This window comes from Streptomyces sp. NPDC008163 (assembly GCF_042956885.1).
GTDB lineage: Bacteria > Actinomycetota > Actinomycetes > Streptomycetales > Streptomycetaceae > Streptomyces > Streptomyces drozdowiczii_A.
The window spans coordinates 488,977-514,591 of the sequence record NZ_JBIBHG010000002.1 but is presented as its reverse complement, the minus strand read 5'-3'; the positions used below and the strand labels follow the sequence as shown (position 1 = coordinate 514,591).

The 25,615-nt window shown below is 71.3% G+C and carries 26 protein-coding genes and 1 pseudogene; 9 read left to right on the top strand and 18 right to left on the bottom strand.

What is annotated here, in order from left to right; all coding sequences use genetic code 11:
• Positions 1-19: 19 nt before the first annotated feature.
• From ACFZAT_RS07385 to ACFZAT_RS07375, 3 genes are all read right to left on the bottom strand, one after another.
• Positions 20-250 carry a CarD family transcriptional regulator gene (locus ACFZAT_RS07385; protein ID WP_018104640.1) on the bottom strand — a complete coding sequence of 77 codons (231 nt, stop codon included), beginning with the start codon at positions 248-250 and terminating at the stop codon, positions 20-22.
• A gap of 79 nt (positions 251-329) precedes the next feature.
• Positions 330-1,811, bottom strand: coding sequence for an alkaline phosphatase PhoX (locus tag ACFZAT_RS07380; protein WP_391261720.1), 1,482 nt, complete (start codon positions 1,809-1,811; stop codon positions 330-332).
• 145 nt (positions 1,812-1,956) lie between these two features.
• Positions 1,957-3,480: a hypothetical protein gene (locus ACFZAT_RS07375; RefSeq protein ID WP_391261378.1), complete on the bottom strand. Its 1,524-nt coding sequence runs from the start codon at positions 3,478-3,480 to the stop codon at positions 1,957-1,959.
• Between the two features lie 221 nt (positions 3,481-3,701).
• Between ACFZAT_RS07375 and ACFZAT_RS07370 the strand changes: the two genes are divergently transcribed.
• Positions 3,702-4,145, top strand: coding sequence for a GNAT family N-acetyltransferase (locus ACFZAT_RS07370; RefSeq protein WP_391261375.1), 444 nt, complete (start codon positions 3,702-3,704; stop codon positions 4,143-4,145).
• A gap of 124 nt (positions 4,146-4,269) precedes the next feature.
• A complete protein-coding gene (gene dapA / locus ACFZAT_RS07365) occupies positions 4,270-5,163 on the top strand; it encodes a 4-hydroxy-tetrahydrodipicolinate synthase (protein WP_391261372.1) in 894 nt (297 codons plus the stop codon).
• Here the strand turns inward: dapA and dapD are convergent.
• Both dapD and ACFZAT_RS07355 read right to left on the bottom strand, forming a co-directional pair.
• Complete coding sequence (gene dapD / locus ACFZAT_RS07360; protein WP_391261369.1) at positions 5,160-6,149, bottom strand: 2,3,4,5-tetrahydropyridine-2,6-dicarboxylate N-succinyltransferase; 990 nt, start codon at positions 6,147-6,149, stop codon at positions 5,160-5,162. The two genes, dapA and dapD, sit on opposite strands and share 4 nt — an antisense overlap.
• 10 nt (positions 6,150-6,159) lie before the next feature.
• Positions 6,160-7,412 (bottom strand): annotated as a pseudogene (locus tag ACFZAT_RS07355) (MFS transporter).
• Between the two features lie 149 nt (positions 7,413-7,561).
• Here ACFZAT_RS07355 and ACFZAT_RS07350 point away from each other — a divergent pair.
• Entirely contained in the window at positions 7,562-8,434 is an 873-nt protein-coding gene (locus ACFZAT_RS07350) for a winged helix-turn-helix transcriptional regulator (protein ID WP_391261366.1), read from the top strand.
• 6 nt (positions 8,435-8,440) lie between these two features.
• Here ACFZAT_RS07350 and ACFZAT_RS07345 read toward each other — a convergent pair whose 3' ends face one another.
• Together ACFZAT_RS07345 and ACFZAT_RS07340 are read right to left on the bottom strand one after the other, a co-directional pair.
• Complete coding sequence (locus ACFZAT_RS07345; RefSeq protein WP_391261363.1) at positions 8,441-8,977, bottom strand: TetR family transcriptional regulator; 537 nt, start codon at positions 8,975-8,977, stop codon at positions 8,441-8,443.
• Positions 8,977-9,297, bottom strand: a complete 321-nt coding sequence (locus ACFZAT_RS07340; protein WP_018104631.1) for a multidrug efflux SMR transporter — start codon at positions 9,295-9,297, stop codon at positions 8,977-8,979. Before ACFZAT_RS07340 ends, ACFZAT_RS07345 begins: the two co-directional genes overlap by 1 nt.
• Before the next feature lie 158 nt (positions 9,298-9,455).
• Between ACFZAT_RS07340 and ACFZAT_RS07335 the strand changes: the two genes are divergently transcribed.
• Entirely contained in the window at positions 9,456-10,439 is a 984-nt protein-coding gene (locus ACFZAT_RS07335; protein WP_391261360.1) for a hypothetical protein, read from the top strand.
• A 55-nt stretch (positions 10,440-10,494) separates the two neighbouring features.
• Here the strand turns inward: ACFZAT_RS07335 and ACFZAT_RS07330 are convergent, their stop codons facing one another.
• The 9 genes from ACFZAT_RS07330 to ACFZAT_RS07290 form a co-directional block, all read right to left on the bottom strand.
• Positions 10,495-10,860, bottom strand: a complete 366-nt coding sequence (locus tag ACFZAT_RS07330) for a VOC family protein (protein ID WP_391261357.1) — start codon at positions 10,858-10,860, stop codon at positions 10,495-10,497.
• A gap of 89 nt (positions 10,861-10,949) precedes the next feature.
• The gene (locus ACFZAT_RS07325) at positions 10,950-11,288 is read right to left on the bottom strand and encodes a metal-sulfur cluster assembly factor (protein ID WP_018104628.1); all 339 of its coding nucleotides are present in this window, start codon (positions 11,286-11,288) and stop codon (positions 10,950-10,952) included.
• Positions 11,285-11,740, bottom strand: coding sequence for a Fe-S cluster assembly sulfur transfer protein SufU (gene sufU, locus ACFZAT_RS07320; RefSeq protein ID WP_391261354.1), 456 nt, complete (start codon positions 11,738-11,740; stop codon positions 11,285-11,287). The genes ACFZAT_RS07325 and sufU overlap by 4 nt, the downstream gene beginning before the upstream one ends.
• Positions 11,741-11,761: 21 nt before the next feature.
• On the bottom strand, positions 11,762-13,018 hold the full coding sequence (locus ACFZAT_RS07315) for a cysteine desulfurase (protein WP_330311549.1): 1,257 nt from the start codon (positions 13,016-13,018) through the stop codon (positions 11,762-11,764).
• Positions 13,015-13,779, bottom strand: a complete 765-nt coding sequence (gene sufC / locus ACFZAT_RS07310) for a Fe-S cluster assembly ATPase SufC (protein ID WP_073968339.1) — start codon at positions 13,777-13,779, stop codon at positions 13,015-13,017. Before sufC ends, ACFZAT_RS07315 begins: the two co-directional genes overlap by 4 nt.
• A gap of 7 nt (positions 13,780-13,786) precedes the next feature.
• Positions 13,787-14,104: a bifunctional 3-phenylpropionate/cinnamic acid dioxygenase ferredoxin subunit gene (locus tag ACFZAT_RS07305; protein WP_018555702.1), complete on the bottom strand. Its 318-nt coding sequence runs from the start codon at positions 14,102-14,104 to the stop codon at positions 13,787-13,789.
• Positions 14,104-15,285 (bottom strand): Fe-S cluster assembly protein SufD, encoded by a 1,182-nt coding sequence (gene sufD / locus ACFZAT_RS07300; RefSeq protein WP_391261349.1) that lies wholly within the window; start codon positions 15,283-15,285, stop codon positions 14,104-14,106. The genes ACFZAT_RS07305 and sufD overlap by 1 nt, the downstream gene beginning before the upstream one ends.
• Positions 15,286-15,345: 60 nt before the next feature.
• On the bottom strand, positions 15,346-16,767 hold the full coding sequence (sufB, locus tag ACFZAT_RS07295; protein ID WP_391261346.1) for a Fe-S cluster assembly protein SufB: 1,422 nt from the start codon (positions 16,765-16,767) through the stop codon (positions 15,346-15,348).
• Positions 16,764-17,504 carry an ArsR family transcriptional regulator gene (locus ACFZAT_RS07290; RefSeq protein WP_391261342.1) on the bottom strand — a complete coding sequence of 247 codons (741 nt, stop codon included), beginning with the start codon at positions 17,502-17,504 and terminating at the stop codon, positions 16,764-16,766. Before ACFZAT_RS07290 ends, sufB begins: the two co-directional genes overlap by 4 nt.
• A 136-nt stretch (positions 17,505-17,640) precedes the next feature.
• Here ACFZAT_RS07290 and ACFZAT_RS07285 point away from each other — a divergent pair, with 136 nt between their 5' ends.
• The 3 genes from ACFZAT_RS07285 (at position 17,641) to ACFZAT_RS07275 (ending at position 20,426) form a co-directional block, all read left to right on the top strand.
• Positions 17,641-18,573, top strand: a complete 933-nt coding sequence (locus ACFZAT_RS07285; protein ID WP_391261337.1) for an ATP-binding cassette domain-containing protein — start codon at positions 17,641-17,643, stop codon at positions 18,571-18,573.
• Positions 18,570-19,337 carry an ABC transporter permease gene (locus tag ACFZAT_RS07280; RefSeq protein WP_391261334.1) on the top strand — a complete coding sequence of 256 codons (768 nt, stop codon included), beginning with the start codon at positions 18,570-18,572 and terminating at the stop codon, positions 19,335-19,337. The genes ACFZAT_RS07285 and ACFZAT_RS07280 overlap by 4 nt, the downstream gene beginning before the upstream one ends.
• 75 nt (positions 19,338-19,412) lie before the next feature.
• Positions 19,413-20,426: a COX15/CtaA family protein gene (locus tag ACFZAT_RS07275; protein ID WP_391261331.1), complete on the top strand. Its 1,014-nt coding sequence runs from the start codon at positions 19,413-19,415 to the stop codon at positions 20,424-20,426.
• Positions 20,427-20,513: 87 nt separating this feature from the next.
• On the opposite strand, the gene ACFZAT_RS07270 is transcribed toward ACFZAT_RS07275, so the two are convergent.
• Positions 20,514-20,876 carry a hypothetical protein gene (locus ACFZAT_RS07270; protein ID WP_391261328.1) on the bottom strand — a complete coding sequence of 121 codons (363 nt, stop codon included), beginning with the start codon at positions 20,874-20,876 and terminating at the stop codon, positions 20,514-20,516.
• A gap of 92 nt (positions 20,877-20,968) precedes the next feature.
• A complete protein-coding gene (locus ACFZAT_RS07265) occupies positions 20,969-21,922 on the bottom strand; it encodes a heme o synthase (RefSeq protein WP_391261326.1) in 954 nt (317 codons plus the stop codon).
• Between the two features lie 446 nt (positions 21,923-22,368).
• Here ACFZAT_RS07265 and tkt point away from each other — a divergent pair, with 446 nt between their 5' ends.
• Both tkt and tal read left to right on the top strand, forming a co-directional pair.
• A complete protein-coding gene (tkt, locus tag ACFZAT_RS07260; protein ID WP_391261324.1) occupies positions 22,369-24,456 on the top strand; it encodes a transketolase in 2,088 nt (695 codons plus the stop codon).
• A gap of 35 nt (positions 24,457-24,491) precedes the next feature.
• Positions 24,492-25,610, top strand: a complete 1,119-nt coding sequence (gene tal, locus ACFZAT_RS07255) for a transaldolase (RefSeq protein WP_391261322.1) — start codon at positions 24,492-24,494, stop codon at positions 25,608-25,610.
• The last annotated feature ends 5 nt before the right edge of the window (positions 25,611-25,615 follow it).

Below are 25,615 nucleotides of genomic sequence, written 5' to 3'. Positions count from 1 at the left end.
GACGGCCCCTGTGGCGGCCTCAGAGCTTGGTGAGCTTGGAGTACGGGCTCATGATGCGGCCCTGGCGGCCCGCGAAGTCGATGAGCACCGCGTCGTTGTCGCCCTCGACGGCGAGAACGCGCCCGAGACCGAACTGGTCGTGCGAGACCCGGTCACCCACGTCGAACAACTCGACCGGTGGGGCCGCCTGGGCCGGGCGGTTGAAGGGACTGGACGGCAGGTGGCGGCGGGAGCCGGCTGACTGTTTCATTGCTTTGAGTATGCGCCCCCGGCGCGCCCGACGCCATGCCCCGCAGCTAAGAGCCTGTCCGGTGGGCCGGGGCCGGGGTCTATCGGTTGGGCTGCCGCTTCCACGGACCGGTGATCGCGACCATGATCCCCGGGGTCTGGATGTTGGCGAACAGCGTCCGCCCGTCCGGTGAGAACGTGACCCCGGTGAACTCGCTGTACTCCGGCTCCTCGGCGCTGCCGATGTTCAGCTCGTTGCGCGCGATCGGGTACGTACGGCCACTCTCGGTGGCCCCGAAGAGGTGCTGGACGCCCTCGCCGTCCTCGGCGATGACCAGGCCGCCGTACGGCGAGACGGTGATGTTGTCCGGACCGTCGAACGCGCCGTCCTTCGACGGGTCCGGGTTGACGCCGAGGAGCACCTTCAGCGTCAGCGTGCGGCGCTTCGGGTCGTAGAACCAGACCTGGCCGTCGTGCTGGACGGGGCTCTCGTCACGGGCGAAGGAGGACACGACGTACGCACCGCCGTCGGCCCACCACATGCCCTCCAGCTTGCGGGCGCGGGTGACCGCGCCGTCCGCGAACTGCTTGCGCACCGAGACGGACTTCGCGTCGCGGTCCGGCACGTCCACCCAGTCCACGCCGTACACGGTGCCGGTCTTCGTGGCCCGGGAGAGGTCGTCGACGAACGTGCCGTTCTTGTCGAAGCACTTGAACGCCTGGAGCACGCCCGCGTCGTCGGCGAGGGTGCGCAGCTTGCCCCGGCCGTGCCGGAAGCCGTGCGGCGGCACCCAGCGGTAGAGCAGGCCGTTGGGGCCCGAGGCGTCCTCGGTGAGGTAGGCGTGGCCCTGCTTGGGGTCGATGACGACCGCCTCGTGCGCGTACCGGCCGAACGCCTTGATGGGGTGCGGCGAGTGGTTGGCGCGCCGGTCGTACGGGTCGACCTCGAAGACGTAGCCGTGGTCCTTCAGGAGGCCGTTCTTGCCGGCCTTGTCCTCGGTCTCCTCGCAGGTGAGCCAGGTGTTCCACGGGGTGGCGCCGCCCGCGCAGTTGGTGGAGGTGCCGGCGATGCCGACCCACTCGGCGGTGCGGCCGTCGCGGCGGGTCTCCACGACGGTGCAGCCGCCCGCCGCGACCGGGTCGTAGACCAGGCCGTCGGTGAGGGGCACGGGGTGCTCCCAGCCGGCCCGGGTGCCGCTCAGCTCGTGGTTGTTGACCAGGAGGGTGACCCCGCGCGGGCCCTCGAAGGCGGCCGTGCCGTCGTGGTTGGACGGCGTGTACTCGCCGCTGTCCAGCTTGGTGACCCCGCAGTGCGTGACGATCCGGTACGAGAATCCGGCGGGCAGCGCGAGTATGCCCTTCGGGTCGGAGCGCAGCGGGCCGTACCCGGGACCGTGGTCATGGCCGTGGTCGTGACCGTGGCCGTCGTGCCCGTGTCCGTGGTCGTCGTGGCCGTGACCGCGGGAGTCCCCGGCGGCGAGAGCGCCGGGCGCGGTGGCCAGCGCTGCGACGGTTCCGGTGAGGGCGATGCCGGCGCCGGTGAGGGCGGACTGTCTGGTGAATTCCCTGCGCGTGAAGGCCATCACGTACTCCTGGTGCTGCGGGGGCTTGCTGTTGACGGCCCTCACCGTTCCGTCCGTTCCCCAACACCAGTTGAACCGGCGACGGCTTCGGGGCGACCTGTTCGGTGAACTTCGGCCGCCCCGCACCCCGTCGTGGTACGTCCGCTCAGTCGGCCGATCCGGCGCGGGAGCGCGCCTTGAACGCGGCCTTGCGGGCGTCCTTGGCCTGCTTCTTGTCGCTGTGCAGCCGCCCCATCGCCTCCAGGACGTCCGCCGTGGCCGGGTGGTCGACGCGCCACGCCTCCTCGAAGAAGCCGCTGTGCTGGCCGGACAGCCCCTCGACCAGGCCCTGGAGCTCTTCGAGGTCGCCGGCGGCCTCCAGCTGGGCCGCGATCGTGTCGATGGCGAGCCAGAAGATCATCGCTTCCGAGGGCGCCGGAACGTCCTGCGCGCCGTGCTCGGCGAGCCAGACCCGGGCCAGGCCGCCGAGTTCCGGATCGTCCAGGACCGCGCGCACGGCGGGCTCCGCCTCGGCGCCGACCAGGGCGAGCGCCTGCTGGCAGTGCAGCCGGCGCAGCGGGCCCAGCTCGTCCGTGCCCCGGGCGGCGTCCAGGAGTTCGGCGGCGGCGCCGTCCGGGCCCCGGCGGGTGAGCCACAGCTGGATCTCGGCGCGCGCGGCGGCCTCCGGGTAGTGGGCGACGCCGCCGAGGAGCGCGTCGGCGCCCTTGTCCGTGAGGTCGCCGATCGCCGGGGCGTCCACCCCGGCGTCCAGCATGCGGGCGCGGATGCCGTAGAGGCCGAGCGGGGTCAGCCGGACCATGCCGTACCGGGTGACGTCCTCCTCGTCGCCCGGGGACAGGGCGTCCTCGCCCTCCTCGACCAGCAGCGCCTCGTCCACCGGCTGGTACTCGACGATGCCGATGGGTTCGAGGACCCGGAACTGGTCGTCCAGCCGCATCATCGCGTCCGAGACCTGCTCCAGGACGTCGTCGGTGGGCTCGCCCATGTCGTCGGGGACGATCATCGAGGCGGCGAGCGCGGGCAGCGGCACGGGCGCCCCGTCCGCCCCCCCGCCGACGGTGAGCAGGTAGAGGTTGCCGAGGACCCCGTCCAGGAACTCCGTCTCGGTCTCCGGGTCCCAGTCGAGCGCGTCGAAGTCGACCGAGCCGTCCTCGCCGATGAGGTCCGCGAAGTCGTCGAAGGCGGGCGCGGTGGCGTCGGCGTACGCGGCTTCCAGGCCGTCGAGCCAGATCGCGAGGACGTCCGCCGGTGAACCCCCGGTCAGCAGCGCCAGGTTCTCGCCGGGCGTGACGGTGCCGGCCGGCTCCTCGTCCCCGGCCCCGGGCTCGTCGTCCTCGTCGAAGCCGTCCGCCCCGGCGAAGTTGTCGTCCGGGTCGCCCGTCTCGTCGGCGGGGTCCTCGATGTCGACGAGACCGGTGTCCACGGCGAGCCGCCACGCCTCGCTGGCCTCGGCCGCGCCGTCCTCGTCCGGGGTGAGGCCGAGGAGTTCGGCGGCGGCGGGCAGCAGCGCGTCGACCAGTTCGCCGCCGGCGCCGACCCGGGTGTCCGGACCGGCCCAGCGGGCGAGCCGGGCGGCACGGGCGAGCAGCGGCGCGGCCAGCGCGTCCCGTGCCAGCTCGGCCTCGGTGTGCAGCCGGACCGGCGGCAGGGTCGGGCGCTCTGCGGACATCAGGGGGTCTCCTCGGAACGTACGGGGGTGTCGGTCGCCGGGCCTGTGAACGGGGCCGGGGCTCAGAACGTGCTCCGCGCCGCCCGGCATGGGGCCGCGTTTCCGGAACACGCCCCAAGCCTAGACGCATTTCGCCGCGCGCCGGCCGGAACGCGGTCCCGGGCCCCGGCGCCCGGGGCCGGCCCGCCGCGCGCCGGGACGCCCGTGCCAGAATCCGGGGCGTGCACCTGCGTATCGCCACCCGCTCCGACCTGCCCGCCGTGCTCGCGCTGCTCGCCGACGAGGACGCGGTGACCGACCCCGCTTCGATCGTCGTGGGCGAGGCGTACGAGAAGGCGTTCGCGGACATCACGGCCGACCCGCGCAACGAGATCCTGGTGCTGGACACGGACGGGACGGTGGTGGGCTGCCTGCAGGCCACGTACATCCCCGGGCTCGGCAAGGGCGGTGCCGAGCGGGCGCTGATCGAGGCCGTGCGGGTCCGGGCGGACCGCCGGGGCGGCGGGCTGGGGCGGCGGCTGATGGAGCTCGCGGTCGAGCGGGCCCGGCTGCGCGGCTGCGCACTGGTACAGCTCACCAGCAACCGGAGCCGGACGGACGCGCACCGCTTTTACACCTCGCTGGGGTTCACCGCGAGCCACGAGGGCTTCAAGCTCGCCCTCTGAGCGCGCCCGAGCACCCTGGACGCCCGGAAGTGCCCGGCTCCGGGCGATGATTGAGCATTGCTTCACCTTCACCCGCAGCAGATCTAAGTGGACCTTCACGGTCCGACGGACCGAGACTGCCGGTATGACGCCTTCCGTTTCCGCCCGCCCGCGCCCCTTCGGCCGCGCCCTCTGTGCCATGATCACGCCGTTCACCTCCGACGGCGCCCTCGACCGGGAGGCCGCCGCCGCGCACGCCGCGGCGCTGGTCGCGGGCGGCTGCGACGGGCTGGTGCTCAGCGGCACGACCGGCGAGTCCCCGACCACCTCCGACGCCGAGAAGGCCGAGCTGGTGCGGGCGGTGCGCGAGGCGGTCGGGCCGGGCGTGCCGCTGGTGGCGGGCGTCGGCACGGCGGACACCCGGCACACGATCGAGCTGGCGCACCAGGCGGAACGGGCCGGCGCGGACGGGCTCCTGGTGGTGACCCCGTACTACAGCAGGCCCCCGCAGGCGGCCGTGGAGGCGCACTTCCGGCGGATCGCCGACGCGGTGGGCCTGCCGGTGATGCTGTACGACATCCCCGGCCGCACCGGCACCCGCATCGAGCCGGAGACGATGCTCGCCCTCGCGGAGCACCCGCGCATCGTGGCCGTGAAGGACTGCTCGCAGGACCTGCTGACGGCGACCCGGGTGATCGCGGCCGGCGGGCTCGCGTACTACTCGGGCTGCGAGGAGCTGAATCTGCCGCTGTACGCGGTGGGCGGCGCCGGGTACGTCAGCACGGTCGCCAATGTGGTGCCGGGCCGGATGCGGGCGGTGCTGGACGCGTTCGACGCCGGGGACACCGCCGGGGCCGCCCGGCTCAACGCGCGGCTCGCCCCGCTGACCGCGCTGATGATGGCGTCCGGGCTGCCCGGCACGGTGACCGCGAAGGCGCTGCTGGCGGCGGGCCCGGTCCGTGAACCGCTGCAGCCCGCCGGGCGCGAGGCGTCCGACGGGCTGCGTGCGGCGTACGAGGAACTCCTCGTCCTGGCTTAGTTGTTGCTGTGCAGGACGTCGTTGAGGCCGTCCCAGACCGCGTTGTTCGGGCGGGCCTCGACGGCTCCGGTGACCGAGTTGCGGCGGAAGAGGATGTTCGAGGCGCCGGAGAGCTCGCGGGCCTTGACCACCTGGCCGTCCGGCAGGGTGACCCGGGTGCCGGCGGTGACGTACAGACCGGCCTCGACCACGCACTCGTCGCCGAGCGCGATGCCGACCCCCGCCTCCGCGCCGACCAGGCAGCGCTCGCCGATCACGATGCGCTCCTTGCCGCCGCCGGAGAGCGTGCCCATCGTGGAGGCGCCGCCGCCGATGTCCGAACCGTCACCGATGACGACGCCGGCCGAGATGCGGCCCTCGACCATCGACGTACCGAGCGTGCCGGCGTTGAAGTTGACGAAGCCCTCGTGCATGACGGTCGTGCCGGAGGCGAGGTGCGCGCCGAGGCGCACCCGGTCGGCATCCGCGATCCGTACGCCCTTGGGGGCCACGTAGTCCGTCATGCGCGGGAACTTGTCGACGGAGGTGACCTGGAGGTGCAGGCCCTCGGCGCGGGCGTTGAGCCGCACCTTCTCCAGGTCGTCCACGGCGACCGGACCGAGCGAGGTCCAGGCGACGTTGGCGAGGTGGGCGAAGATGCCGTCCAGGTTCTGCCCGTGCGGCCGGACCAGCCGGTGGGAGAGCAGGTGGAGGCGCAGGTAGACGTCGTGCGCGTCGAGCGGCTTGTCGTCGAGCGAGGCGATGACCGTGCGCACGGCGACGACCTCGACCCCGCGGCGGGCGTCCACGCCGATGGCCTTGGCGGCGCCCTCGCCGAGCAGGTTGACGGCCTGGTCCGGGCCGAGCCGCTCGGTCCCGGCGGGGCCGGGCTCGGCGGTGAGTTCGGGGGCGGGGAACCAGGTGTCGAGGACGGAACCGTCGCCGGCGATGGTGGCGAGGCCGGCGGCGACGGCGCCGGTGGTACGGGTGGAAGTCGTGTCGGTCATGACCAGAAACCTAACCGGACCGGGGCCGCGCGGGCGAACCGGTCTCAGCGTCCGGGCGACGCGCCGCCGGGACCGGCGCGGAAGGCGCGGAAGGCGCGGGCAGCCGCCGGGCCGCGAGCACCGCGCACCCGGCCAGCCCCGCCAGGACCGCGCAGACCGGCCAGAGCAGCGCGGGCGCGGCGGCGTACAGGGCGCCGCCCAGCGGCGGGGCCAGGACCTGGCCGCTGATCGAGGCGCCCGCGTACAGGCTCTGGGGAAGCGGCCCTGCGCGTGGGCGGGCGCCTGATCGGCGACGTAGGCCGTTGCGGGGGTCTTGTACAGGATCTCGCCGAGGGTGAGGGAGACCATCATCAGGACGGCGTATCCGGCCCCGGCGCCCGGGATCAGCAGCGCGTACCCGGCCGCGACCAGCAGCAGTCCGGCGCCGATGATCCCCAGTGGGGCGCGGGCGCGCAGGGCGTGGGCGGCGGGCAGTTCCAGGCAGAGGATCACCCCGCCGTTCACGGCGATGAGCCAGCCGTAGAACGCGGTGCCGTGGCCGTGGTCCGCGAGGAAGACCGGCAGGGTGGAGTACTGCTGGCGGTAGACGGCGTCCACGCAGACGATCGCGGCGAGCAGGACCGGGACGGACGGCCTGGCCAGCAGTGCGCGCCACAGCCCGGGGGCGCCGGGCGGCGGGGGCGCGGGGCGGGAGTGCGCGGTGCCCCGGGCGGGAAGGATGCGGGCCGCGTAACAGGCGAAGAGCAGGGTGCCCACGCCGTCGACGAGGAACAGCCAGTCGTACGAGAAGCGTGCGGCGATCAGCGCTCCGGCGGGCGGTCCGAGGGTGAAGCCGCCGTTGGAGGCGAAGCGGGTGAGGGCGAAGCTCTGGCGCCGGCCGCCCTCCGGGACGGAGACGGCGACCAGCGCGGAGTTCGCGGCGCGCACGACGCCGCTCGCGTACTGGGCGAGCGGCAGCGCGGCGTACAGCGCGGCGAGCGGCAGCAGCGGCAGGGCGACCAGCACCGCACCGCTCACACCGGCGCCGAGCAGCAGCATCCGGCGGTGCCCGTAGTGGTCGCCGAACCAGCCGCCGGTGAAGTTCCCCGCGACCAGATCGATGCCGCCGATGCCGGTGAGCAGCCCGGCCTGGGCGACGGAGAGCCCGCGCGGGCCGGTCAGATAGACGAAGAGGTAGACGAAGGTGAAGCTCACCACCGCGTTGAAGAAGGCCCCGAAGGCCAGCAGCCGCACCGTGCGCGGCACACCCGTCAGCATCCCCATCCGAACACCCTCCCCAGCGGAACACCGGCGGAACATCAGCGGCCGAGCCAGTGAGTTCCTTTTGGGAACTGACTATGGCAGCATGGATTCCGCAGGTCAACGCGGCCCGATGGAGTTGAATGGCAGCCCCGGACCACCGAGGAGGCCCCATGCCCCAGCGCATCAGCCAGGCCGATGCGGACTGCGCCATCGCGCAGGCGCTCGACGTGGTCGGCGACTGGTGGACCCTGCTGATCGTGCGGGACACCGCGCGCGGCGTGCACCGGTTCGACGCCCTCCAGCGCGAACTGGGCATCTCGCGGAAGGTCCTGACGGAACGGCTGCGGCTCCTGGCCGACGCGGGCGTGCTCTCCCGCGAGCCGTACCAGGAGCGGCCGGCGCGGTACGAGTACCGGCTGACCCCGCGCGGCCGCGCCCTGCTGCCGGTACTGATCGCGCTCCAGGACTGGGGCGACGCCTGGGTGATGGGAGACGGGGAGACGATGGCGACCACGGAGGAGACCTCACGGGAGGCCGCACGCGTGCACGCGCTGCGCGGGACGCGCGTGCCGGAGCTGACCCTGCCGGGCGCCGACGGCGACCGCCGGGACCCGGTGGCGGACACCCCGTACACCGTCCTGTACTTCTTCCCCGGCGCCTATGCCCGCCAGGAGTCCTATCCCCCGGGCTGGTCCGGAATCCCCGGCGCCCGCGGCTGCACGCTCGAATCGTGCACCTACCGCGACCGGCTGGCCGACTTCACGGCGGCGGGCGCGAGCGTGCGCGGCGTCTCCACGCAACGTCCGGACGAACAGGCGGCGTTCGCCGAGGCGGAGGGGCTGCGCTTCCCGCTCCTCTCCGACGCGGACCTGGAGCTGACGGCCGCCCTGCGCCTGCCGACGTTCCGCGCCGGCGGGGCCGCCCGCGCCAAGCGGCTGACCCTGGTGGTGGACCGGGACCGCACGGTCCGCGAGGTGCTGTACCCGGTCACCGACATCGAGGACAGCGTGCGGGCGGCCCTGGCGGCGGTGTCCCGGTCCTGAGGGCGCTCAGCCCGCGATCCGGCCCAGCATCTCGCGGGCGTACGCCTCGTCGTACGCGCCGCCCGTCAGCAGCACCTGGATGCAGATGCCGTCCATCAGGGCGACCAGGGCGCGCGCGGTGGCCGGGTCGGTACGCGGGCGGAGCAGGGCGGTCACGCCGTCGGTCCACTCGGCGGCGACCGGGCGCAGCGCGGGCCTGCGCACGGCGGCGAGATACAGCTCGTACTCCAGCTCGGCCCGGCCGCGCCCGCCCGCGAAGAACTCCCCGAGCAGACGGGCGAGTTCGGCGGCGAGATCGCCCCCCGGGCCGGCGAGGGCGGAGCTCTCGCGCAGGACGGCGGCGAAGTTCTCGTTGGTCCGGCGCAGGGCGGCGATCAGCAGTTCGTCGAGCGAGGCGAAGTGGTACGTGGTCGAGCCCAGCGGCACATCGGCCTCGGCGGCGACGGAGCGGTGGCTCAGCCCGGCGATCCCCCGCTCGCCGACCACCCGGATCGCCGCGTCGACGATCCGGTCGCGCCGCTCGGGGTCGTACCGGCGTGCCATCAGTGCGCCCCGCCCAGGTTGAGCACCACCACACCGGCGATGACCAGCAGGACGCCGAGCGCCTTGAGCGGAGTGGCGGACTCCCCCAGGAAGAACATGCCGATGAGGGCCACGGCCGCGGTGCCGACGCCCGCCCAGATCGCGTAGGCGGTGCCGACGGACAGCGTCTTGAGGGTCTGCGCGAGCAGGGAGAAGGCCAGCAGATAGCCGGCGACCGTGATCAGGGAGGGCCAGAGCCGGGTGAATCCCTCGCTGTACTTCATGGCGGTCGTCCCCGCCACCTCCGCCGCGATGGCCGCGGCGAGCAGTCCGTATCCCATGTGTACAAGTGTACGCAACGCCTTGCCGCTACCGTGTTCCGCTCAGGACGTGATCGAACAGACGGGCGGGAGCAGCAGTGGCGCAGGACGCAGGGTGGGGCGGCTGGGGTGGCGGGGGTTGGGCTCCACCGAAGCCGGGGGTCATACCCCTGGGGCCGTTGAAGCTCGGGGACATATTCAACGGCGCCTTCTCGACGCTGGGCCGCTACTGGAAGCAGCTCCTCGCGGTGGGCGCGACGCTGTACGGCGGGGCGCTGGTCGTGGTCGGCGCGGCGGTCGCCGTCGGGTACGGAGCGGTCTCGGACCATCTGGACCGGCTGTTCGCGCTGGAGGACGGCGAGAGCGCCGCCTCCGGGGACGTGGCGCCGGTGGTCGTCGCGTTCGGCGCGGTCGCGCTGCTCGGCATCCTCGCGATGGTGGTCGCCTCGGCCGTGGTCTACGCGGCGGTGCCGGCGGTCCTCCAGGACGCGGTACTGGGCCGGCCGACGACGTTCTCCGCGGTCTGGCGGCGGGCGTGGGCGCGAACACCCGCGGTGATCGGCACGCTCCTGCTGACCGGGCTGATCACCATGGTGCCGATGCTGCTGGCGACGGGCGCGCTCACCGCGGGCATCATCGCCGCGGTCGCCACGGACGGCGGCGGGAGCGCGGTGGCGCTGATCGTCGTGGGCGCGGTCGGCTTCCTCGCCTTCGTCCCGCTGGTCCTCTGGCTCTGGGTGCGGCTGTCGCTCGCCCCCTCGGCCGCCGTCTTCGAGAACCAGGGCCCGACGGCCTCGCTGCGCCGCTCGGCCCTGCTGGTGCGCGGCGACTGGTGGCGGATCTGCGGAATGATGCTGCTCGCGAGCGCCATCGCCTCCACGGTCGGCTACATCATCCAGCTGCCGTTCAACCTCCTCGGCATGTTCACCGGGGCGGTGGGCACCACCACCCTGGACGAGCACACGCACCCGGCCGCGATCATCACGGCCCTGGGCGGCTACCTGGTCCTCGCGGCGCTCGGCCAGCTGGTGGGCCAGCTGGCCGTCGCCGTGTTCCCGCCACTGGTGACGGGGCTGCTGTACGTGGACCGCCGCATCCGCACCGAGAACCTGGCCCCGGTTCTCGCCGAGGCCGCCTCCGTGCCGCCGCCGTACGCGCCCTAGAGCTTTCGTCACATTCCCGTCCGCCGGGCGGACGACGGCCATGTGACGACAGGACCTAGTCGGTCAGCGTCTTCTTGGGGCGCAGTACGCAGAACTCGTTGCCCTCGGGGTCGGCCAGCACCACCCACGTCACGTCGGACGGCTGGCCGACCTCGATGCGCCGGGCGCCGAGCCCGGTCAGCCGCTCGACCTCGGCCGCCTGGTCGTCCGGGGAGAGGTCGATGTGCAGCCGGTTCTTGACCGCCTTGTCCTCGGGCACGGGCAGGAAGCAGATACCGGGCAGCGCGGTCTCGTCGGCGCCGATGACGATCTCGTCCTCGTCCTCGTAGAGCACCCGCCAGTCCAGGGCGGCACACCAGAAGCGGGCCTGGGCGGGCAGATCGTGGGCGTCGACGGCGAGTTGATAGAAGCGAAGGGCCATGGGCCACAGTCTGCCCGGCGGGCCGTGCGCCCACAACGCCGAAACGGCCCCGGCGGGAAGCCGGGGCCGTTTCGGGTGGTACGCGGATCTCAGACGTTGAAGCCCAGCGCGCGCAGCTGCTCGCGGCCGTCGTCCGTGATCTTGTCGGGACCCCACGGCGGCATCCAGACCCAGTTGATCCGGAGCTCGTTGACGATGCCGTCCGTCGCGGACTTCGCCTGGTCCTCGATGACATCGGTCAGCGGACAGGCCGCGGACGTCAGGGTCATGTCGAGGGTGGCGATGTTGGCGTCGTCGATGTGGATGCCGTAGATCAGCCCCAGGTTGACGACGTCGATGCCCAGCTCGGGGTCGACCACGTCGTACAGCGCTTCGCGGACCTCCTCCTCGGAGGCCGGCTTGGTCGTCACGGTCTCGTTGTCGCTCATGCGGTCTTCCCTTCGGACAGCGCCTGCGCCGTCGCGTCCTTCCACGCCATCCAGCTCAGCAGCGCGCATTTCACCCGGGCCGGGTACTTGGAGACACCGGCGAACGCGACCGCGTCCTCCAGCACCTCTTCCATCGCGTCGTCGGGCTCCAGCTGCCCCTTCGACTGCATCAGTTCCAGGAACGCGGCCTGGATCTTCTGCGCCTCGCCCAGTTCCTTGCCGACCAGCAGCTCGTTCAGCACGGAGGCGCTGGCCTGGCTGATGGAGCAGCCCTGGCCCTCGTAACTCACGTCGGCGACGGTCTCGCCGTCGTACCGCACCCGCAGCGTGATCTCGTCACCACACGTCGGATTGACGTGGTGCACCTCGGCGTCGCCGTCCCGCAGACCGCGCCCGTGCGGGTGCTTGTAGTGGTCCAGGATCACTTCCTGGTACATGGAATCCAGCTTCACGAGTTCAATCCCCAGCCGCGTCTAGGCGAAAAAATTCCGGACGTGTTCCAGGCCGTCCACCAGGGCGTCGACCTCGGCGGGCGTGGAGTACAGATAGAACGACGCTCGCGTCGTCGCAGGAATTCCGTACCGCAAGCAGACCGGGCGGGCGCAGTGGTGGCCGACCCGGACCGCGATGCCCTGTTCGTCCAGCACCTGCCCCACGTCGTGCGGATGGATGTCGCCGAGCGTGAAGGAGATCGTCGCGCCGCGGTCCTCCGCGGTGGCCGGGCCGATGATCCTGAGGTCCGGCACCTCCAGGAGCCGCTTCACCGCGTAGGCGGTGATGGCCTGCTCATGGCGGTGGATGTTCTCCATGCCGATCGAGGAGAGGTAGTCCACGGCCGCGCCGAGGCCGACGGCCTGGGCGATCGGGGGCGTACCCGCCTCGAACTTGTGCGGCGCGGGGGCGTAGGTCGAGGAGTGCATCGACACGGTCTCGATCATCTCGCCGCCGCCCAGGAACGGCGGCAGGTCCTCCAGGAGTTCCTGCCGCCCCCAGAGCACGCCGATGCCGGTCGGGCCGACCATCTTGTGACCGGTGAAGGCCACGAAGTCGGCCTGGAGCGCCTGCACGTCGAGCACCATGTGCGGGGCCGCCTGGGAGGCGTCGACGCAGACGAGCGCACCGACCTCCTGGGCGCGGCGGACGATCTGCTCCACCGGGTTGTGCGTGCCCATGATGTTCGAGACCAGCGTGAAGGAGACGATCTTCGTCTTCTCGGTGATGATCTCGTCGATGTTGGACAGGTCGAGCCGGCCGTCGTCGGTGATGCCGAACCACTTCAGCTTCGCGCCCGTGCGCTGCGAGAGCAGCTGCCAGGGAACGATGTTGGAGTGGTGCTCCATCTCCGTGGTGACGATCTCGGTCTCGTGGTCGACCCGGTAGGGCTCGTCGGCCCAGCCGAGCATGTTGGCCACGAGGTTCAGCGACTCGGAGGCGTTCTTCGTGAAGATGACCTCGTCGCGGCTGGGCGCGTTGATGAAGGCGGCGACCTTGTCGCGGGCGCCCTCGTACAGCGCCGTGGCCTCCTCCGCGATCGTGTACACCCCGCGGTGCACGTTGGCGTTGTGCCGCTCGTAGTACTCGTTCAGGGCGTCGAGGACCTGGCGCGGCTTCTGCGAGGTCGCCGCGCTGTCCAGGTACACGATCTTCTTGCCGTCGTGGACCGTGCGGTCCAGGAGGGGGAAGTCCTTGCGGATCGCCTCGGTGTCGAGGAGGCCCGGCAGATATGTCACGCGGCAGCGCCACCCTTCACGTATGCCTCGTAGCCCTCGTTCTCCAGCTTGTCGGCGAGCTCGGCGCCACCGGACTCGGCGATCCGGCCGTTGGCGAACACGTGCACGAAGTCGGGCTTGATGTACCGGAGGATCCGGGTGTAGTGCGTGATCAGCAGGGTGCCGACCTCGCCGGTCTCGCGGACCCGGTTGACGCCCTCGGAGACGATGCGCAGGGCGTCGACGTCCAGGCCGGAGTCGGTCTCGTCCAGGATGGCGACCTTCGGCTTCAGGAGCTCCAGCTGAAGGATCTCGTGGCGCTTCTTCTCACCGCCGGAGAAGCCCTCGTTGACGTTGCGCTCGGCGAAGGCCGGGTCCATCTGGAGCTGGGCCATCGTCTCCTTGACCTCCTTCACCCAGGTACGCAGCTTGGGCGCCTCGCCGCGGACGGCGGTGGCGGAGGTACGCAGGAAGTTGGAGACCGAGACACCGGGGATCTCGACCGGGTACTGCATGGCGAGGAACAGGCCGGCGCGGGCCCGCTCGTCCACGGACATCTCCAGGACGTCCTCGCCGTCCAGGGTCACCGTGCCGCTGGTGATCGTGTACTTGGGGTGGCCTGCGAGGGAGTACGCGAGGGTGGACTTGCCGGACCCGTTGGGGCCCATGATGGCGTGGGTCTCGCCCTGCTTCACGGTCAGGTCGACGCCCTTGAGGATCTCCTTCGTGGCGTTGTCGGCCTCGACGGAGACGTGCAGGTCGCGGATTTCAAGCGTTGCCATGGGTGACTCAGGACTCCTGGGTGACGGAGACGAGCACATCGTCCCCTTCGATCTTGACGGGGTATACGGGGACGGGGCGCGTCGCGGGAAGGCCGGACGGCTTGCCGGTGCGCAGGTCGAAGCTCGATCCGTGCAGCCAGCACTCGATCGAACAGTCCTCGACCTCGCCCTCGGACAGCGAGACGTTCGCGTGCGAGCAGATGTCGTTGATCGCGAACACCTCGCCCTCGGTGCGGACGACGGAGACCGGCGTGCCGTCGAGCTCCACCCGCTTGGGGGTGTCGTCCTCCAGCTCGCTCAGCGCACAGGCTTTGACGAAGGCCATCAGACCGACGCCTCCAGCTCGGCCTCGATCTTGTCGAGCAGCCGGGCCTCGACGTCCGGCAGACCGATCTGCTGGACCAGCTCGGCGAAGAAGCCGCGCACCACGAGGCGGCGGGCCTCCTCGGCCGGGATGCCGCGGGACTGGAGGTAGAACAGCTGCTCGTCGTCGAAGCGGCCGGTCGCGGAGGCGTGGCCGGCGCCGACGATCTCGCCGGTCTCGATCTCCAGATTCGGCACGGAGTCGACCCGCGCGCCGTCCGTGAGGACCAGGTTGCGGTTCATCTCGTAGGTGTCGGTGCCCTCGGCGGCGGCCTGGATGAGCACGTCGCCGATCCACACCGCGTGCGCCTCGTCGCCCTGGAGCGCGCCCTTGTAGGCCACGTTGGACTTGCAGTGCGGGGTGTTGTGGTCGACCAGGAGGCGGTGCTCCTGGTGCTGGCCCTTGTCGGTGAAGTACAGGCCGAACAGCTCGGCCTCGCCGCCGGTGCCCGCGTAGGCGACCCGGGGGTGCAGCCGGACCACGTCGCCGCCGAAGGTGACGACGACCGACTTGAACGAGGCGTCCCGGCCGACCAGCGCGTTGTGCTGGCCGACGTGGACGGCGCGCTCGTCCCAGTCCTGCACGGAGACGACGGTCAGCTTGGCGCCGTCGCCCAGGACGTAGTCGACGTTGGCGGCGAGCACCGCGTCACCGGTGTGGTCGATGACGACGACGGCCTCGGCGAAGGCGCCCAGCTCCACGACCTGGTGGCCGTAGGCGACACCGCCCTCGCCGTGCACGGCGATCCGGATCGGCTCGGTCAGCACGGCCTCCTTGGGGACCGTGACGACGTGGGCCTGCTCGAAGGACGAGTAAGCCTGCGCGGCCACCCGGTCGACCGGCTTGCCGGCCTTGCCCAGCCGGGCGTCGTCGCGGCCGACGGTCTCGACCACGACGCCCTCGGGGGCCTCGATGGCGACCTTCACACCGCTGCCGGTGGCGGCGGCGGTGCCGTCGTGCAGACCGCGCAGCCGCTCCAGCGGGGTGAACCGCCACTCCTCCTCGCGGCCGTGCGGGACGGGGAAGTCCGCGACGTCGAAGGACGGGGGCGCGCTCATGCGCGTGGCGACGGTCGACTCCGCGGCCACCGCGATGGAACCGGCGGTGGTGGACCCCGCGGGGATGTTCTGAGCCTCAGCCATGGCTGTCGTAGTGCTCGCTTTCTCAGTCAAGAACTCTTCGAGGACGCGTTCGGCGGCGTATCAGCCGACAGAACCCTCCATCTGCAGCTCGATCAGCCGGTTGAGCTCCAGGGCGTACTCCATCGGGAGCTCCTTGGCGATCGGCTCGACGAAGCCGCGCACGATCATCGCCATGGCCTCGAACTCGGTCATGCCGCGGCTCATGAGGTAGAAGAGCTGGTCCTCGGAGACCTTGGAGACGGTCGCCTCGTGGCCCATCGAGACGTCGTCCTCGCGGACGTCGACGTACGGGTAGGTGTCGGACCGGGAGATCGTGTCCACGAGCAGCGCGTCGCACAGCACGTTGGACTTCGCGCCCGGCGCGCCCTCGCCGATCTCGATCAGACCGCGGTAGGAGGTGCGGCCGCCGCCTCGCGCCACCGACTTGGAGACGATGTTGGAGGAGGTGTTCGGGGCCATGTGGACCATCTTGGCGCCGGCGTCCTGGTGCTGGCCCTCGCCCGCGAAGGCGATGGACAGGGTCTCGCCCTTGGCGTGCTCGCCCATCAGGTAGACGGCCGGGTACTTCATGGTGACCTTGGAGCCGATGTTGCCGTCGACCCACTCCATGGTCGCGCCCTCGTAGGCCACGGCGCGCTTGGTGACCAGGTTGTAGACGTTGTTCGACCAGTTCTGGATCGTCGTGTAGCGGCAGCGGCCGCCCTTCTTCACGATGATCTCGACGACCGCGGAGTGCAGCGAGTCGGAGGAGTAGATCGGGGCCGTGCAGCCCTCGACGTAGTGGACGTAGGCGTCCTCGTCCACGATGATCAGCGTGCGCTCGAACTGGCCCATGTTCTCCGTGTTGATACGGAAGTAGGCCTGGAGCGGGATGTCCACGTGGACACCCTTGGGCACGTAGATGAAGGAGCCGCCGGACCACACGGCCGTGTTCAGCGACGCGAACTTGTTGTCGCCGACCGGGATGACGGTGCCGAAGTACTCCTTGAAGAGCTCCTCGTGCTCCTTCAGCGCGGTGTCGGTGTCGACGAAGATGACGCCCTGCTCCTCCAGGTCCTCACGGATCTGGTGGTAGACGACCTCGGACTCGTACTGCGCGGCGACACCGGCGACGAGGCGCTGCTTCTCCGCCTCCGGGATGCCGAGCTTGTCGTACGTGTTCTTGATGTCCTCGGGCAGGTCGTCCCAGGAGGCCGCCTGCTTCTCCGTCGAGCGGACGAAGTACTTGATGTTGTCGAAGTCGATGCCCGACAGGTCCGAGCCCCAGTTCGGCATCGGCTTCTTGCCGAAGAGCCTCAGGCCCTTGAGCCGCAGCTTCAGCATCCACTCGGGCTCGTTCTTCTTCTCCGAGATGTCGCGGACGACGGCCTCGGAGAGGCCGCGCTTGGCCGCCGCGCCTGCCGCGTCGGAGTCGGCCCAGCCGAATTCGTACGTGCCCAGGCCCTCGAGCTCAGGGTGGGCAGTCTCCGTGGGGAGCGTCATGCGGGGTTCCTCCCGGCCGTGCTTGCAGATGCTGAATCGGTGGTCTGTGGGGTGGGGTGTCCGCTGCGCGGAATGTACGTCGTGCACACCCCGTCGCCGTGGGCGATGGTGGCCAGACGCTGCACATGGGTCCCCAGGAGGCTGGAGAAGATCTCCGTCTCCGCCTCGCACAGCTGCGGGTACTGCTCGGCGACGTGCGCGACCGGGCAGTGGTGCTGGCACAGCTGCTCACCCTGCTGCGGGCCCGGCGCGCTGCGCGCCGTAGCAGCGTACCCGTCGGCGGACAGCGCCCTGGCCAGCGCCTCCGTACGGGCCTCGGGGTCCGCGGCCTCGATCGCCGCGCGGTACGCCGCCGACTGCTCGGCGGTCCTGGCCCGGGCGAACGCCATGACCGCTTCGTCGCCCGCGGTCTCGGCGATCCAGCGCAGGGCGTCCGCGGCGAGCGTGTCGTAGGACTGGTCGAACGCGTCCCGGCCGCAGTCGGTGAGGGCGAAGACCTTGGCCGGACGGCCCCGGGTCCGCGCCCCGTAGACCCGCTTCTCGCGGGCCTCCACGACGCCGTCGCAGGTGAGCGCGTCGAGGTGACGACGGACGGCGGCCTGGGTGAGCCCCAGCCGCTTCGCCAGCTCCGCGACGGTGGACGGGCCGTGGTCCAGGATGGACCGCGCGACGCGGTTGCGCGTCGAGCGCTCACCGGTCGCGAGTTCCTCCTGAGGAGCCTCGTCCGTGTATTTCACAACGCCATTGTTGCGTAATTAATCGCGCTCTGACAACCACGGTCCGAAACGATCAACGGTGCCTTCCATCACTTAGGGTTACCTAATCAAGCCCCGGGGCCGGGCTCGGCCGGGCCGCTGCCTACACTCGTTTGCCATGAACAGCGAGCCCCGCCCGGCCGTCCGGATCAGCGGCCTGGTGAAGCGGTACGGCGACAAGACCGCGGTGGACGGCCTCGACCTGGAGATCCCGGCCGGCGCGGTCACGGCCGTGCTCGGCCCCAACGGCGCCGGCAAGACCACCACCATCGAGACCTGCGAGGGCTACCGCCGACCCGACGGCGGAACGGTCCGGGTCCTCGGCCTCGACCCCGTCGCCGACGCCGCGCGGCTGCGCCCCCGGATCGGCGTGATGCTCCAGTCCGGCGGGATCTACTCCGGCGCCCGCGCCGACGAGATGCTCCGCCACATGGCCAGGCTGCACGCCCACCCGCTCGACGTCGACGCCCTGATCGAGCGCCTCGGCCTCGGCTCCTGCGGGCGCACCACCTACCGCAGGCTCTCCGGCGGCCAGCAGCAGCGGCTCGCCCTGGCCATGGCGGTCGTCGGCCGGCCCGAGCTGGTCTTCCTGGACGAGCCCACCGCCGGCCTCGACCCGCAGGCCCGCCGCTCCACCTGGGACCTGGTCCGGGAGCTGCGCGCCGACGGCGTGAGCGTGGTGCTCACCACCCACTTCATGGACGAGGCGGAGGAGCTGGCCGACGAGGTCGCCGTCATCGACGCCGGCCGGATCGTCGCCCAGGGCTCCCCCGAGGCGCTGTGCCGGGGCAGCGCCGAGAACACCCTGCGCTTCACCGGCCGCCCCGGGCTCGACCTCGGCTCGCTGCTCAAGGCGCTGCCCGACGGCACCCAGGCGGACGAGCTGAGCTCCGGCGCGTACCGCATCACCGGCGAGATCGACCCGCAGCTTCTGGCCACCGTCACCTCCTGGTGCGCGCAGCACGGAGTGATGCCCTCCGGTATCTCCGTGGAGCGCCACACCCTGGAGGACGTCTTCCTCGAACTGACCGGCAAGGAGCTGCGCGCATGAGCGCCGGTACGTACACCCCCCGGCCGGGCGCCGCCCCGCTGCCGCGCATGATCGCCGCGCAGACCGCGCTGGAGACCCGGATGCTGCTGCGCAACGGCGAGCAGCTGCTGCTGACCGTGGTCATCCCGACGCTGCTGCTGGTGCTGTTCAGCTCCGTGGACATCGTGGACACCGGGGCGGGCGAGCGGGTCGACTTCCTGACGCCCGGCGTGCTGGCGCTGGCCGTGATGTCGACCGCATTCACCGGACAGGCCATCGCCACCGGCTTCGAGCGGCGCTACGGGGTGCTCAAGCGGCTCGGCGCCTCACCGCTGCCCCGCTGGGCGCTGATGACCGCGAAGACCCTGTCCGTGCTGGTCACCGAGGTCCTTCAGGTGGCCCTGCTGACGGTGATCGCCTTCGCGCTGGGCTGGTCGCCGCACGGCAACCCGTTCGCGGTGCTGCTGCTCCTGGTGCTCGGAACCGCCGCCTTCTCGGGGCTCGGGCTGCTGATGGCCGGGACGCTGAGGGCGGAGGCGACGCTCGCCGCGGCCAACCTGGTCTTCCTGCTGCTCCTGGTGGGCGGCGGGGTGATCGTGCCGCTGGAGAAGTTCCCGGACGCGGTGCAGTCGGTGCTGGGCCTGCTGCCGATCGCGGCCCTCTCGGACGGGCTGCGGGACGTCCTCCGGCACGGCGCCGGGATGCCGTGGGGCGACCTGGGCATCCTCGCGGCCTGGACGGTGCTGGGGCTCGGCACGGCGGCCCGCTTCTTCCGCTGGGAGTGAGCCCCCCAACGCGTTCCGTCGCCGTTACGCGTAACTCGTCCCCCTCGTGAAAGCTTGCACAAGCGGCGTCCTACCATGGTGCGCGTGCCCAAGCTGACCCGAGCCGAAGTCGCTCAAGCCCTGCGCAATCCGCTGCTGTACATCGCCGAGCGCTGGACGCCCGAGCCCCGGACGGTGCGCCGCGCGGCCATGTCCGCGGTCGTGATGGCCGTCGTCATCGTCGTGACCGGCGGCGCCGTCCGGCTGACCGGCTCCGGCCTCGGCTGCCCGACCTGGCCCAAGTGCACCGACGAGAGCCTGACGGCGACGAGCGCGATGGGCTTCCACGGCGCCATCGAGTTCGGCAACCGCATGCTCACGTACGTCCTGTGCGCGGCCGTCGGCTGGGCGATCATCGCGGCCCGGTCCGCGAAGCCCTGGCGGCGCGGCGTCACCCGGCTCGGCTGGGTCCAGTTCTGGATCGTGATGGGCAACGCGGTGCTCGGCGGCATCGTGGTGCTCGTCGGGCTCAACCCGTATACCGTCGCGGCGCACTTCCTGCTCTCCACCGCGCTGCTCACGGTCGCCCTGACGACCTGGCAGCGGACCCGCGAGGGCGACGAGGCACCGCGCCCGCTGGTCGGCAAGGCGGTCGCGCAGCTGGCCTGGCTGCTGGCCGTCGCGGCGGGGCTCCTGATCGCCGTGGGCACGGTGGTCACGGGCGCCGGGCGGCACGCGGGCGACTCCAGCGACGTGCACCGCATCCCGATCGACTGGAAGACGGTCGCCCAGCTGCATGCGGACCTGGCCTGGGTCGTGGTGGCGCTGACCGTCGCGCTCTGGTTCGTCCTGAAGGCAGTGGACGCGCCCATCGGCCCGCTGCACCGGACGCGTGAGCTGTTCCTGATCCTGATGGCCCAGGGCGTCATCGGCTATGTGCAGTACTTCACCGACACGCCGGAGATCCTGGTCGGCGTGCACATGTTCGGCTCGTGCCTGGTGTGGATCGGGGTCGTACGCGTCATGCTGTCGCTGCGGGAGCGGCCGGTGGCCGTCGCCGGGGTGCCGGCACCGGCGGCCGAGCAGGCTCAGCCCGCCGCGGCCGGCTGAGCCGGGCCCACCGAACACGGAACGGACCGGGGCTCCCGCTCCGACGGCGTAGCGCCGTGGAGCGGGAGCCCCGGTCCGTTCGTGGTGTCAGGGCGTGTTGGACGGGCCGCCGACCTGGATGCCGGCCATCCGGGTCCACTCGTACGGGCCCGTGCGCACCTTCGCCGCGAACTCACCGTCGAAGGACTCGTGGAGCGTGATCCCGGACTTCCGCGCGGCGCTCTCGGCGATCTCGTACGAGGGAGCGACCAGATCGCCCCAGTCGCCGTCCTCGCCCACCAGGACGATGCGGGCGCCCATCTGACCGAGGTAGGCGACCTGCCCCTCGGCACCGCCGTGCGCCTTCGCGAAGGCGCCGATCCGCTTCGCGAGCCGGGCCGCCCCGCGCTCCGCGCGTGCCGCCCGCCTGCCGTCCACCTGCTGGGTCTCAGCCTCTGCCGTCTCTGCCATGGACAGGATGCTACCGGCGGGTAGATCAACCGGCGACGGGCGGGGAGCGTGGCATCGGCCACGCTCCCCGCCCGTCGGACGGAGCTGCGGTCCTACCGCAGGAAGGGGTCCACCGCCACGGCCACGAAGAGCAGCGACACATAGGTGATCGACCAGTGGAACAGCCGCATCTCCTTGAGCTTCGCGCCCGTCACCCCGGCCTTGGCCCGGCTGAGCAGGCCGTGCGCCTCCCAGAGCCAGAAGCCGCCGGTGAGCAGCGCCACGGCCGTGTAGAACCAGCCGGTGTAGCCCAGCGGGGTGAGGAGCAGCGACACGGCGACCATCACCCAGCTGTAGGCGACGATCTGCCGGGCTACCACCCGGTTGGACGCGATGACCGGGAGCATCGGGACGCCGACGCGGGCGTAGTCGTCCTTCACCTTCATGGAGAGCGGCCAGTAGTGCGGCGGCGTCCAGAAGAAGATGACGGCGAAGAGGATCACCGCGGCCCAGGACATCTCGTCGGTCACGGCGGACCAGCCGATGAGGACCGGCATGCAGCCCGCGATGCCGCCCCAGACGATGTTCTGCGCGGTGCGGCGCTTCAGCAGCATCGTGTAGATCACGACGTAGAAGAGCAGGGCGCCCAGCGACAGCGCCGCCGACAGCCAGTTGACCAGCAGCCCGAACCAGACCGTCGAGACCACCGCGAGGGTGATGCCGAACGCCAGGCACTCACGCGGGCTCACCATGCCGGTGACCAGCGGGCGCTGCGACGTACGGTCCATCAGCGCGTCGATGTCGCGGTCGATGTACATGTTCAGTGCATTGGCACCGCCGGCGGACAGATAGCCGCCGATGGTGGTAGTGAGCACGAGCCACAGGTCGGGTACACCCTGAGCGGCCAGGAACATCACCGGAACAGTGGTGATCAGCAACAGCTCGATGATCCGAGGCTTGGTCAGTGCCACGAATGCCTTGACACGGGCCCCGAATGGGCGTTGGCCCCCTGGGCTCGGAGTCAAGGCGACCCCTGCGGGTCGGGACTCGACGGCCGTCACGCACACCCCTGACAGAGAAATCCCAGCAAGCTCCGGGCGTGAGGGCCCAGTAAAGACTTGCGCGAACCCGACCACTGTAGACGTTGGGGACAGGCCGCCCTTCGCGGGGGTGGGGTCGTGTTGATGTGGCGCGGACGGCCGCCCCGGCCCGGCCGCGAGCCGTCTCGTACGCACGAGTGACGCACTGGTGTCGCAGGGTCCGCGCGACCCGCTTCCGGGGCCTTTGCAACCGCGCTCCACGCCGCTCTTCGGAGCGCCCAGGAGTGGCTCTCCGCGCTCATCGGAGAAGCCCATCGGTGAGCCCTTCCGCTCATACGGGAGGCGGATTCCGCGGGCCGCCCGCACCCTGGTAGGAGCCGGAAAACACGGGTACGGACGGGGGTAGGCTCGACAGCATCCGGTGCGGTCGAAGTCACCGGTCTACAACAGTTGGAGAGGAGCCCTGACTCAGGGTGAGCACCAAGCCGACCACCACAGACCTCCAGTGGACCGAATTGGACCAGCGGGCCGTGGACACCGTCCGCGTCCTCGCCGCGGACGCCGTACAGAAAGTCGGAAACGGCCACCCGGGCACGGCGATGAGCCTGGCTCCCGCCGCGTACACCATCTTCCAGAAGGTGATGCGGCACGACCCGGCGGACGCGGACTGGACCGGCCGCGACCGGTTCGTGCTCTCGGCGGGCCACAGCAGCCTGACCCTGTACATCCAGCTCTACCTGGCCGGCTACGGGCTGGAGCTGGCCGACCTGGAGTCGTTCCGCACCTGGGGCTCCAAGACCCCGGGCCACCCGGAGTACGGCCACACCACCGGGGTCGAGACGACGACCGGCCCGCTGGGCCAGGGTGTCGCCAACGCCGTGGGCATGGCGATGGCCGCCCGCTACGAGCGCGGTCTGTTCGACCCGGAGGCGGCCCCCGGCACCTCCCCGTTCGACCACATGGTGTGGGTCGTCGCCGGTGACGGCTGCCTCCAGGAGGGCATCTCCGCCGAGGCGTCCTCGCTGGCCGGCCACCAGAAGCTGGGCAACCTGGTCCTGCTGTGGGACGACAACCACATCTCCATCGAGGGCGACACGGAGACCGCGGTCTCCGAGGACACCCTCAAGCGCTACGAGGCGTACGGCTGGCACGTCCAGCGCGTCGACCAGCTGCCCAACGGCGACCTGGACCCGCAGGGCCTCTACGACGCACTGCTGGCCGCCAAGGCCGAGACCGGGCGCCCCTCCTTCATCGCGGCCCGCTCGATCATCGCCTGGCCCGCCCCGCACGCCCAGAACACCGAGGCGTCGCACGGCTCGGCGCTCGGCGACGACGAGGTCGCCGCGACCAAGAAGGTGCTCGGCTTCGACCCGGAGAAGTCCTTCGACGTCGCCGACGAGGTCATCGCGCACACCCGCCGCGCCCTGGACCGGGGCCGCGAGGCGAAGGCCGAGTGGCAGAAGGGCTTCGACGCCTGGCGCGCCGCCAACCCCGAGCGCGCCGCCGACTTCGACCGCATCGCCGCGGGCGAGCTGCCCAAGGGCTGGGAGGACAGCCTGCCGGTCTTCGAGACCGGCAAGGGCGTCGCCACCCGCGCCGCGTCCGGCAAGGTGCTCCAGGCGCTCGGCGGGATCATCCCCGAGCTGTGGGGCGGCTCCGCCGACCTGGCCGGTTCGAACAACACCACGATCGACAAGACGTCGTCGTTCCTCCCCGCGGGCAACCCGCTGCCGGAGGCCGACCCGTACGGCCGCACGATCCACTTCGGCATCCGCGAGCACGCCATGGCCGCCGCGATGAACGGCATCGCGCTGCACGGCAACACCCGCATCTACGGCGGCACCTTCCTGGTGTTCTCCGACTACATGCGCAACGCCGTGCGCCTCTCCGCGCTGATGCACCTGCCGGTGACCTACGTGTGGACGCACGACTCGATCGGCCTCGGCGAGGACGGCCCGACCCACCAGCCGGTCGAGCACCTGGCCTCGCTGCGCGCCATCCCGGGCCTCAACGTCGTGCGCCCGGCCGACGCCAACGAGACCGCCATCGCCTGGCGCGAGATCCTGCGCCGCTACACCAAGGTGTTCGGCAAGGGCGCCCCGCACGGCCTGGCGCTGACCCGCCAGGGCGTGCCGACGTACGAGGCGAACGAGGACGCGGCCAAGGGCGGCTACGTGCTCTTCGAGGCCGAGGGCGGCGAGCCGCAGGTCGTGCTGATCGGTACGGGCTCCGAGGTCCAGCTCGCCGTCGAGGCGCGCGAGGAGCTGCAGGCGGCCGGGATTCCGACCCGTGTGGTCTCGATGCCGTGTGTCGAGTGGTTCGAGGAGCAGGATCAGGGTTACAAGGACTCCGTCCTGCCGCCGTCGGTGAAGGCGCGCGTGGCCGTGGAGGCGGGCATCGCCCTGACCTGGTACCGGTACGTGGGGGACGCCGGGCGGATCGTCTCGCTGGAGCACTTCGGCGCTTCGGCGGACGCGAAGGTCCTGTTCCGCGAGTTCGGCTTCACCGGCGAGAACGTCGCCGCCGCCGCCCGGGAATCCCTCGCCGCCGCCACGCGCTGACGCCGGTATTACGACTAGTAGGAGATGCATTTCTCATGACAGACGCACTCAAGCGCCTCTCCGACGAGGGCGTGGCGATCTGGCTCGACGACCTCTCGCGCAAGCGGATCACCTCGGGCAACCTGGCCGAGCTGATCGACGAGAGCCACGTCGTCGGGGTCACCACCAACCCGTCGATCTTCCAGAAGGCCATCTCGCAGGGCGACGGTTACGACCAGCAGCTCGCCGACCTCGCGGCCCGCAAGGTGACCGTCGAGGAGGCGATCCGCATGATCACCACCGCGGACGTCCGCGACGCGGCCGACATCCTGCGCCCGGTCTTCGACGCGACGGACGGCCAGGACGGCCGGGTCTCCATCGAGGTCGACCCGCGCCTGGCGCACGACACGGTGGCCACGGTCGCCGAGGCGAAGCAGCTGGCCTGGCTGGTGGACCGCCCGAACACGCTGATCAAGATCCCGGCGACCAAGGCGGGCCTGCCCGCGATCACCGAGACGATCGGCCGGGGCATCAGCGTCAACGTCACGCTGATCTTCTCGCTGGAGCGCTACCGCGCGGTCATGGACGCCTACCTGGCGGGCCTGGAGAAGGCGAAGGCCGCGGGCCTGGACCTCTCCAAGATCCACTCGGTGGCGTCCTTCTTCGTGTCCCGTGTGGACACCGAGATCGACAAGCGCCTGGACGCCGTCGGCGGCGACGAGGCGAAGGCCGCGAAGGGCAAGTCCGCCCTGGCCAACGCCCGGCTCGCCTACGAGGCGTACGAGGAGGTCTTCGCCGGTGAGCGCTGGGCCGCCCTGGACAAGGCGCACGCCAACAAGCAGCGTCCGCTGTGGGCCTCGACCGGCGTGAAGGACCCGGCCCTCAAGGACACCCTGTACGTGGTGGACCTCGTCGCGCCGAACACGGTCAACACCATGCCGGAGGCGACTCTGGACGCGGTGGCGGACCACGGCGAGGTCACCGGCAACACCGTCGCCGGTGCGTACGACCAGGCTCGCGCCGACCTCGACGCGATCAAGAAGCTCGGCGTCGACTACGACGACGTCGTGCAGGTGCTGGAGGACGAGGGCGTCGAGAAGTTCGAGACGTCCTGGAACGACCTGCTCAAGTCGACCGAGGCGGAGCTTCAGCGCCTCGCTCCCTCGAAGGGCTGACCACT

What these genes read in the sequence shown, in the direction of transcription:
- ACFZAT_RS07385 (WP_018104640.1), bottom strand. Translation starts at nt 250, where the DNA reads ATGAAACAGTCAGCCGGCTCCCGCCGCCACCTGCCGTCCAGTCCCTTC.
- ACFZAT_RS07380 (WP_391261720.1), bottom strand. Translation starts at nt 1,811, where the DNA reads ATGGCCTTCACGCGCAGGGAATTCACCAGACAGTCCGCCCTCACCGGC.
- ACFZAT_RS07375 (WP_391261378.1), bottom strand. Translation starts at nt 3,480, where the DNA reads ATGTCCGCAGAGCGCCCGACCCTGCCGCCGGTCCGGCTGCACACCGAG.
- dapA (WP_391261372.1), top strand. Translation starts at nt 4,270, where the DNA reads ATGACGCCTTCCGTTTCCGCCCGCCCGCGCCCCTTCGGCCGCGCCCTC.
- dapD (WP_391261369.1), bottom strand. Translation starts at nt 6,149, where the DNA reads ATGACCGACACGACTTCCACCCGTACCACCGGCGCCGTCGCCGCCGGC.
- ACFZAT_RS07350 (WP_391261366.1), top strand. Translation starts at nt 7,562, where the DNA reads ATGCCCCAGCGCATCAGCCAGGCCGATGCGGACTGCGCCATCGCGCAG.
- ACFZAT_RS07345 (WP_391261363.1), bottom strand. Translation starts at nt 8,977, where the DNA reads ATGGCACGCCGGTACGACCCCGAGCGGCGCGACCGGATCGTCGACGCG.
- ACFZAT_RS07340 (WP_018104631.1), bottom strand. Translation starts at nt 9,297, where the DNA reads ATGGGATACGGACTGCTCGCCGCGGCCATCGCGGCGGAGGTGGCGGGG.
- ACFZAT_RS07330 (WP_391261357.1), bottom strand. Translation starts at nt 10,860, where the DNA reads ATGGCCCTTCGCTTCTATCAACTCGCCGTCGACGCCCACGATCTGCCC.
- ACFZAT_RS07325 (WP_018104628.1), bottom strand. Translation starts at nt 11,288, where the DNA reads ATGAGCGACAACGAGACCGTGACGACCAAGCCGGCCTCCGAGGAGGAG.
- sufC (WP_073968339.1), bottom strand. Translation starts at nt 13,779, where the DNA reads ATGGCAACGCTTGAAATCCGCGACCTGCACGTCTCCGTCGAGGCCGAC.
- ACFZAT_RS07305 (WP_018555702.1), bottom strand. Translation starts at nt 14,104, where the DNA reads ATGGCCTTCGTCAAAGCCTGTGCGCTGAGCGAGCTGGAGGACGACACC.
- sufD (WP_391261349.1), bottom strand. Translation starts at nt 15,285, where the DNA reads ATGGCTGAGGCTCAGAACATCCCCGCGGGGTCCACCACCGCCGGTTCC.
- sufB (WP_391261346.1), bottom strand. Translation starts at nt 16,767, where the DNA reads ATGACGCTCCCCACGGAGACTGCCCACCCTGAGCTCGAGGGCCTGGGC.
- ACFZAT_RS07285 (WP_391261337.1), top strand. Translation starts at nt 17,641, where the DNA reads ATGAACAGCGAGCCCCGCCCGGCCGTCCGGATCAGCGGCCTGGTGAAG.
- ACFZAT_RS07280 (WP_391261334.1), top strand. Translation starts at nt 18,570, where the DNA reads ATGAGCGCCGGTACGTACACCCCCCGGCCGGGCGCCGCCCCGCTGCCG.
- ACFZAT_RS07275 (WP_391261331.1), top strand. Translation starts at nt 19,413, where the DNA reads ATGGTGCGCGTGCCCAAGCTGACCCGAGCCGAAGTCGCTCAAGCCCTG.
- ACFZAT_RS07270 (WP_391261328.1), bottom strand. Translation starts at nt 20,876, where the DNA reads ATGGCAGAGACGGCAGAGGCTGAGACCCAGCAGGTGGACGGCAGGCGG.
- tal (WP_391261322.1), top strand. Translation starts at nt 24,492, where the DNA reads ATGACAGACGCACTCAAGCGCCTCTCCGACGAGGGCGTGGCGATCTGG.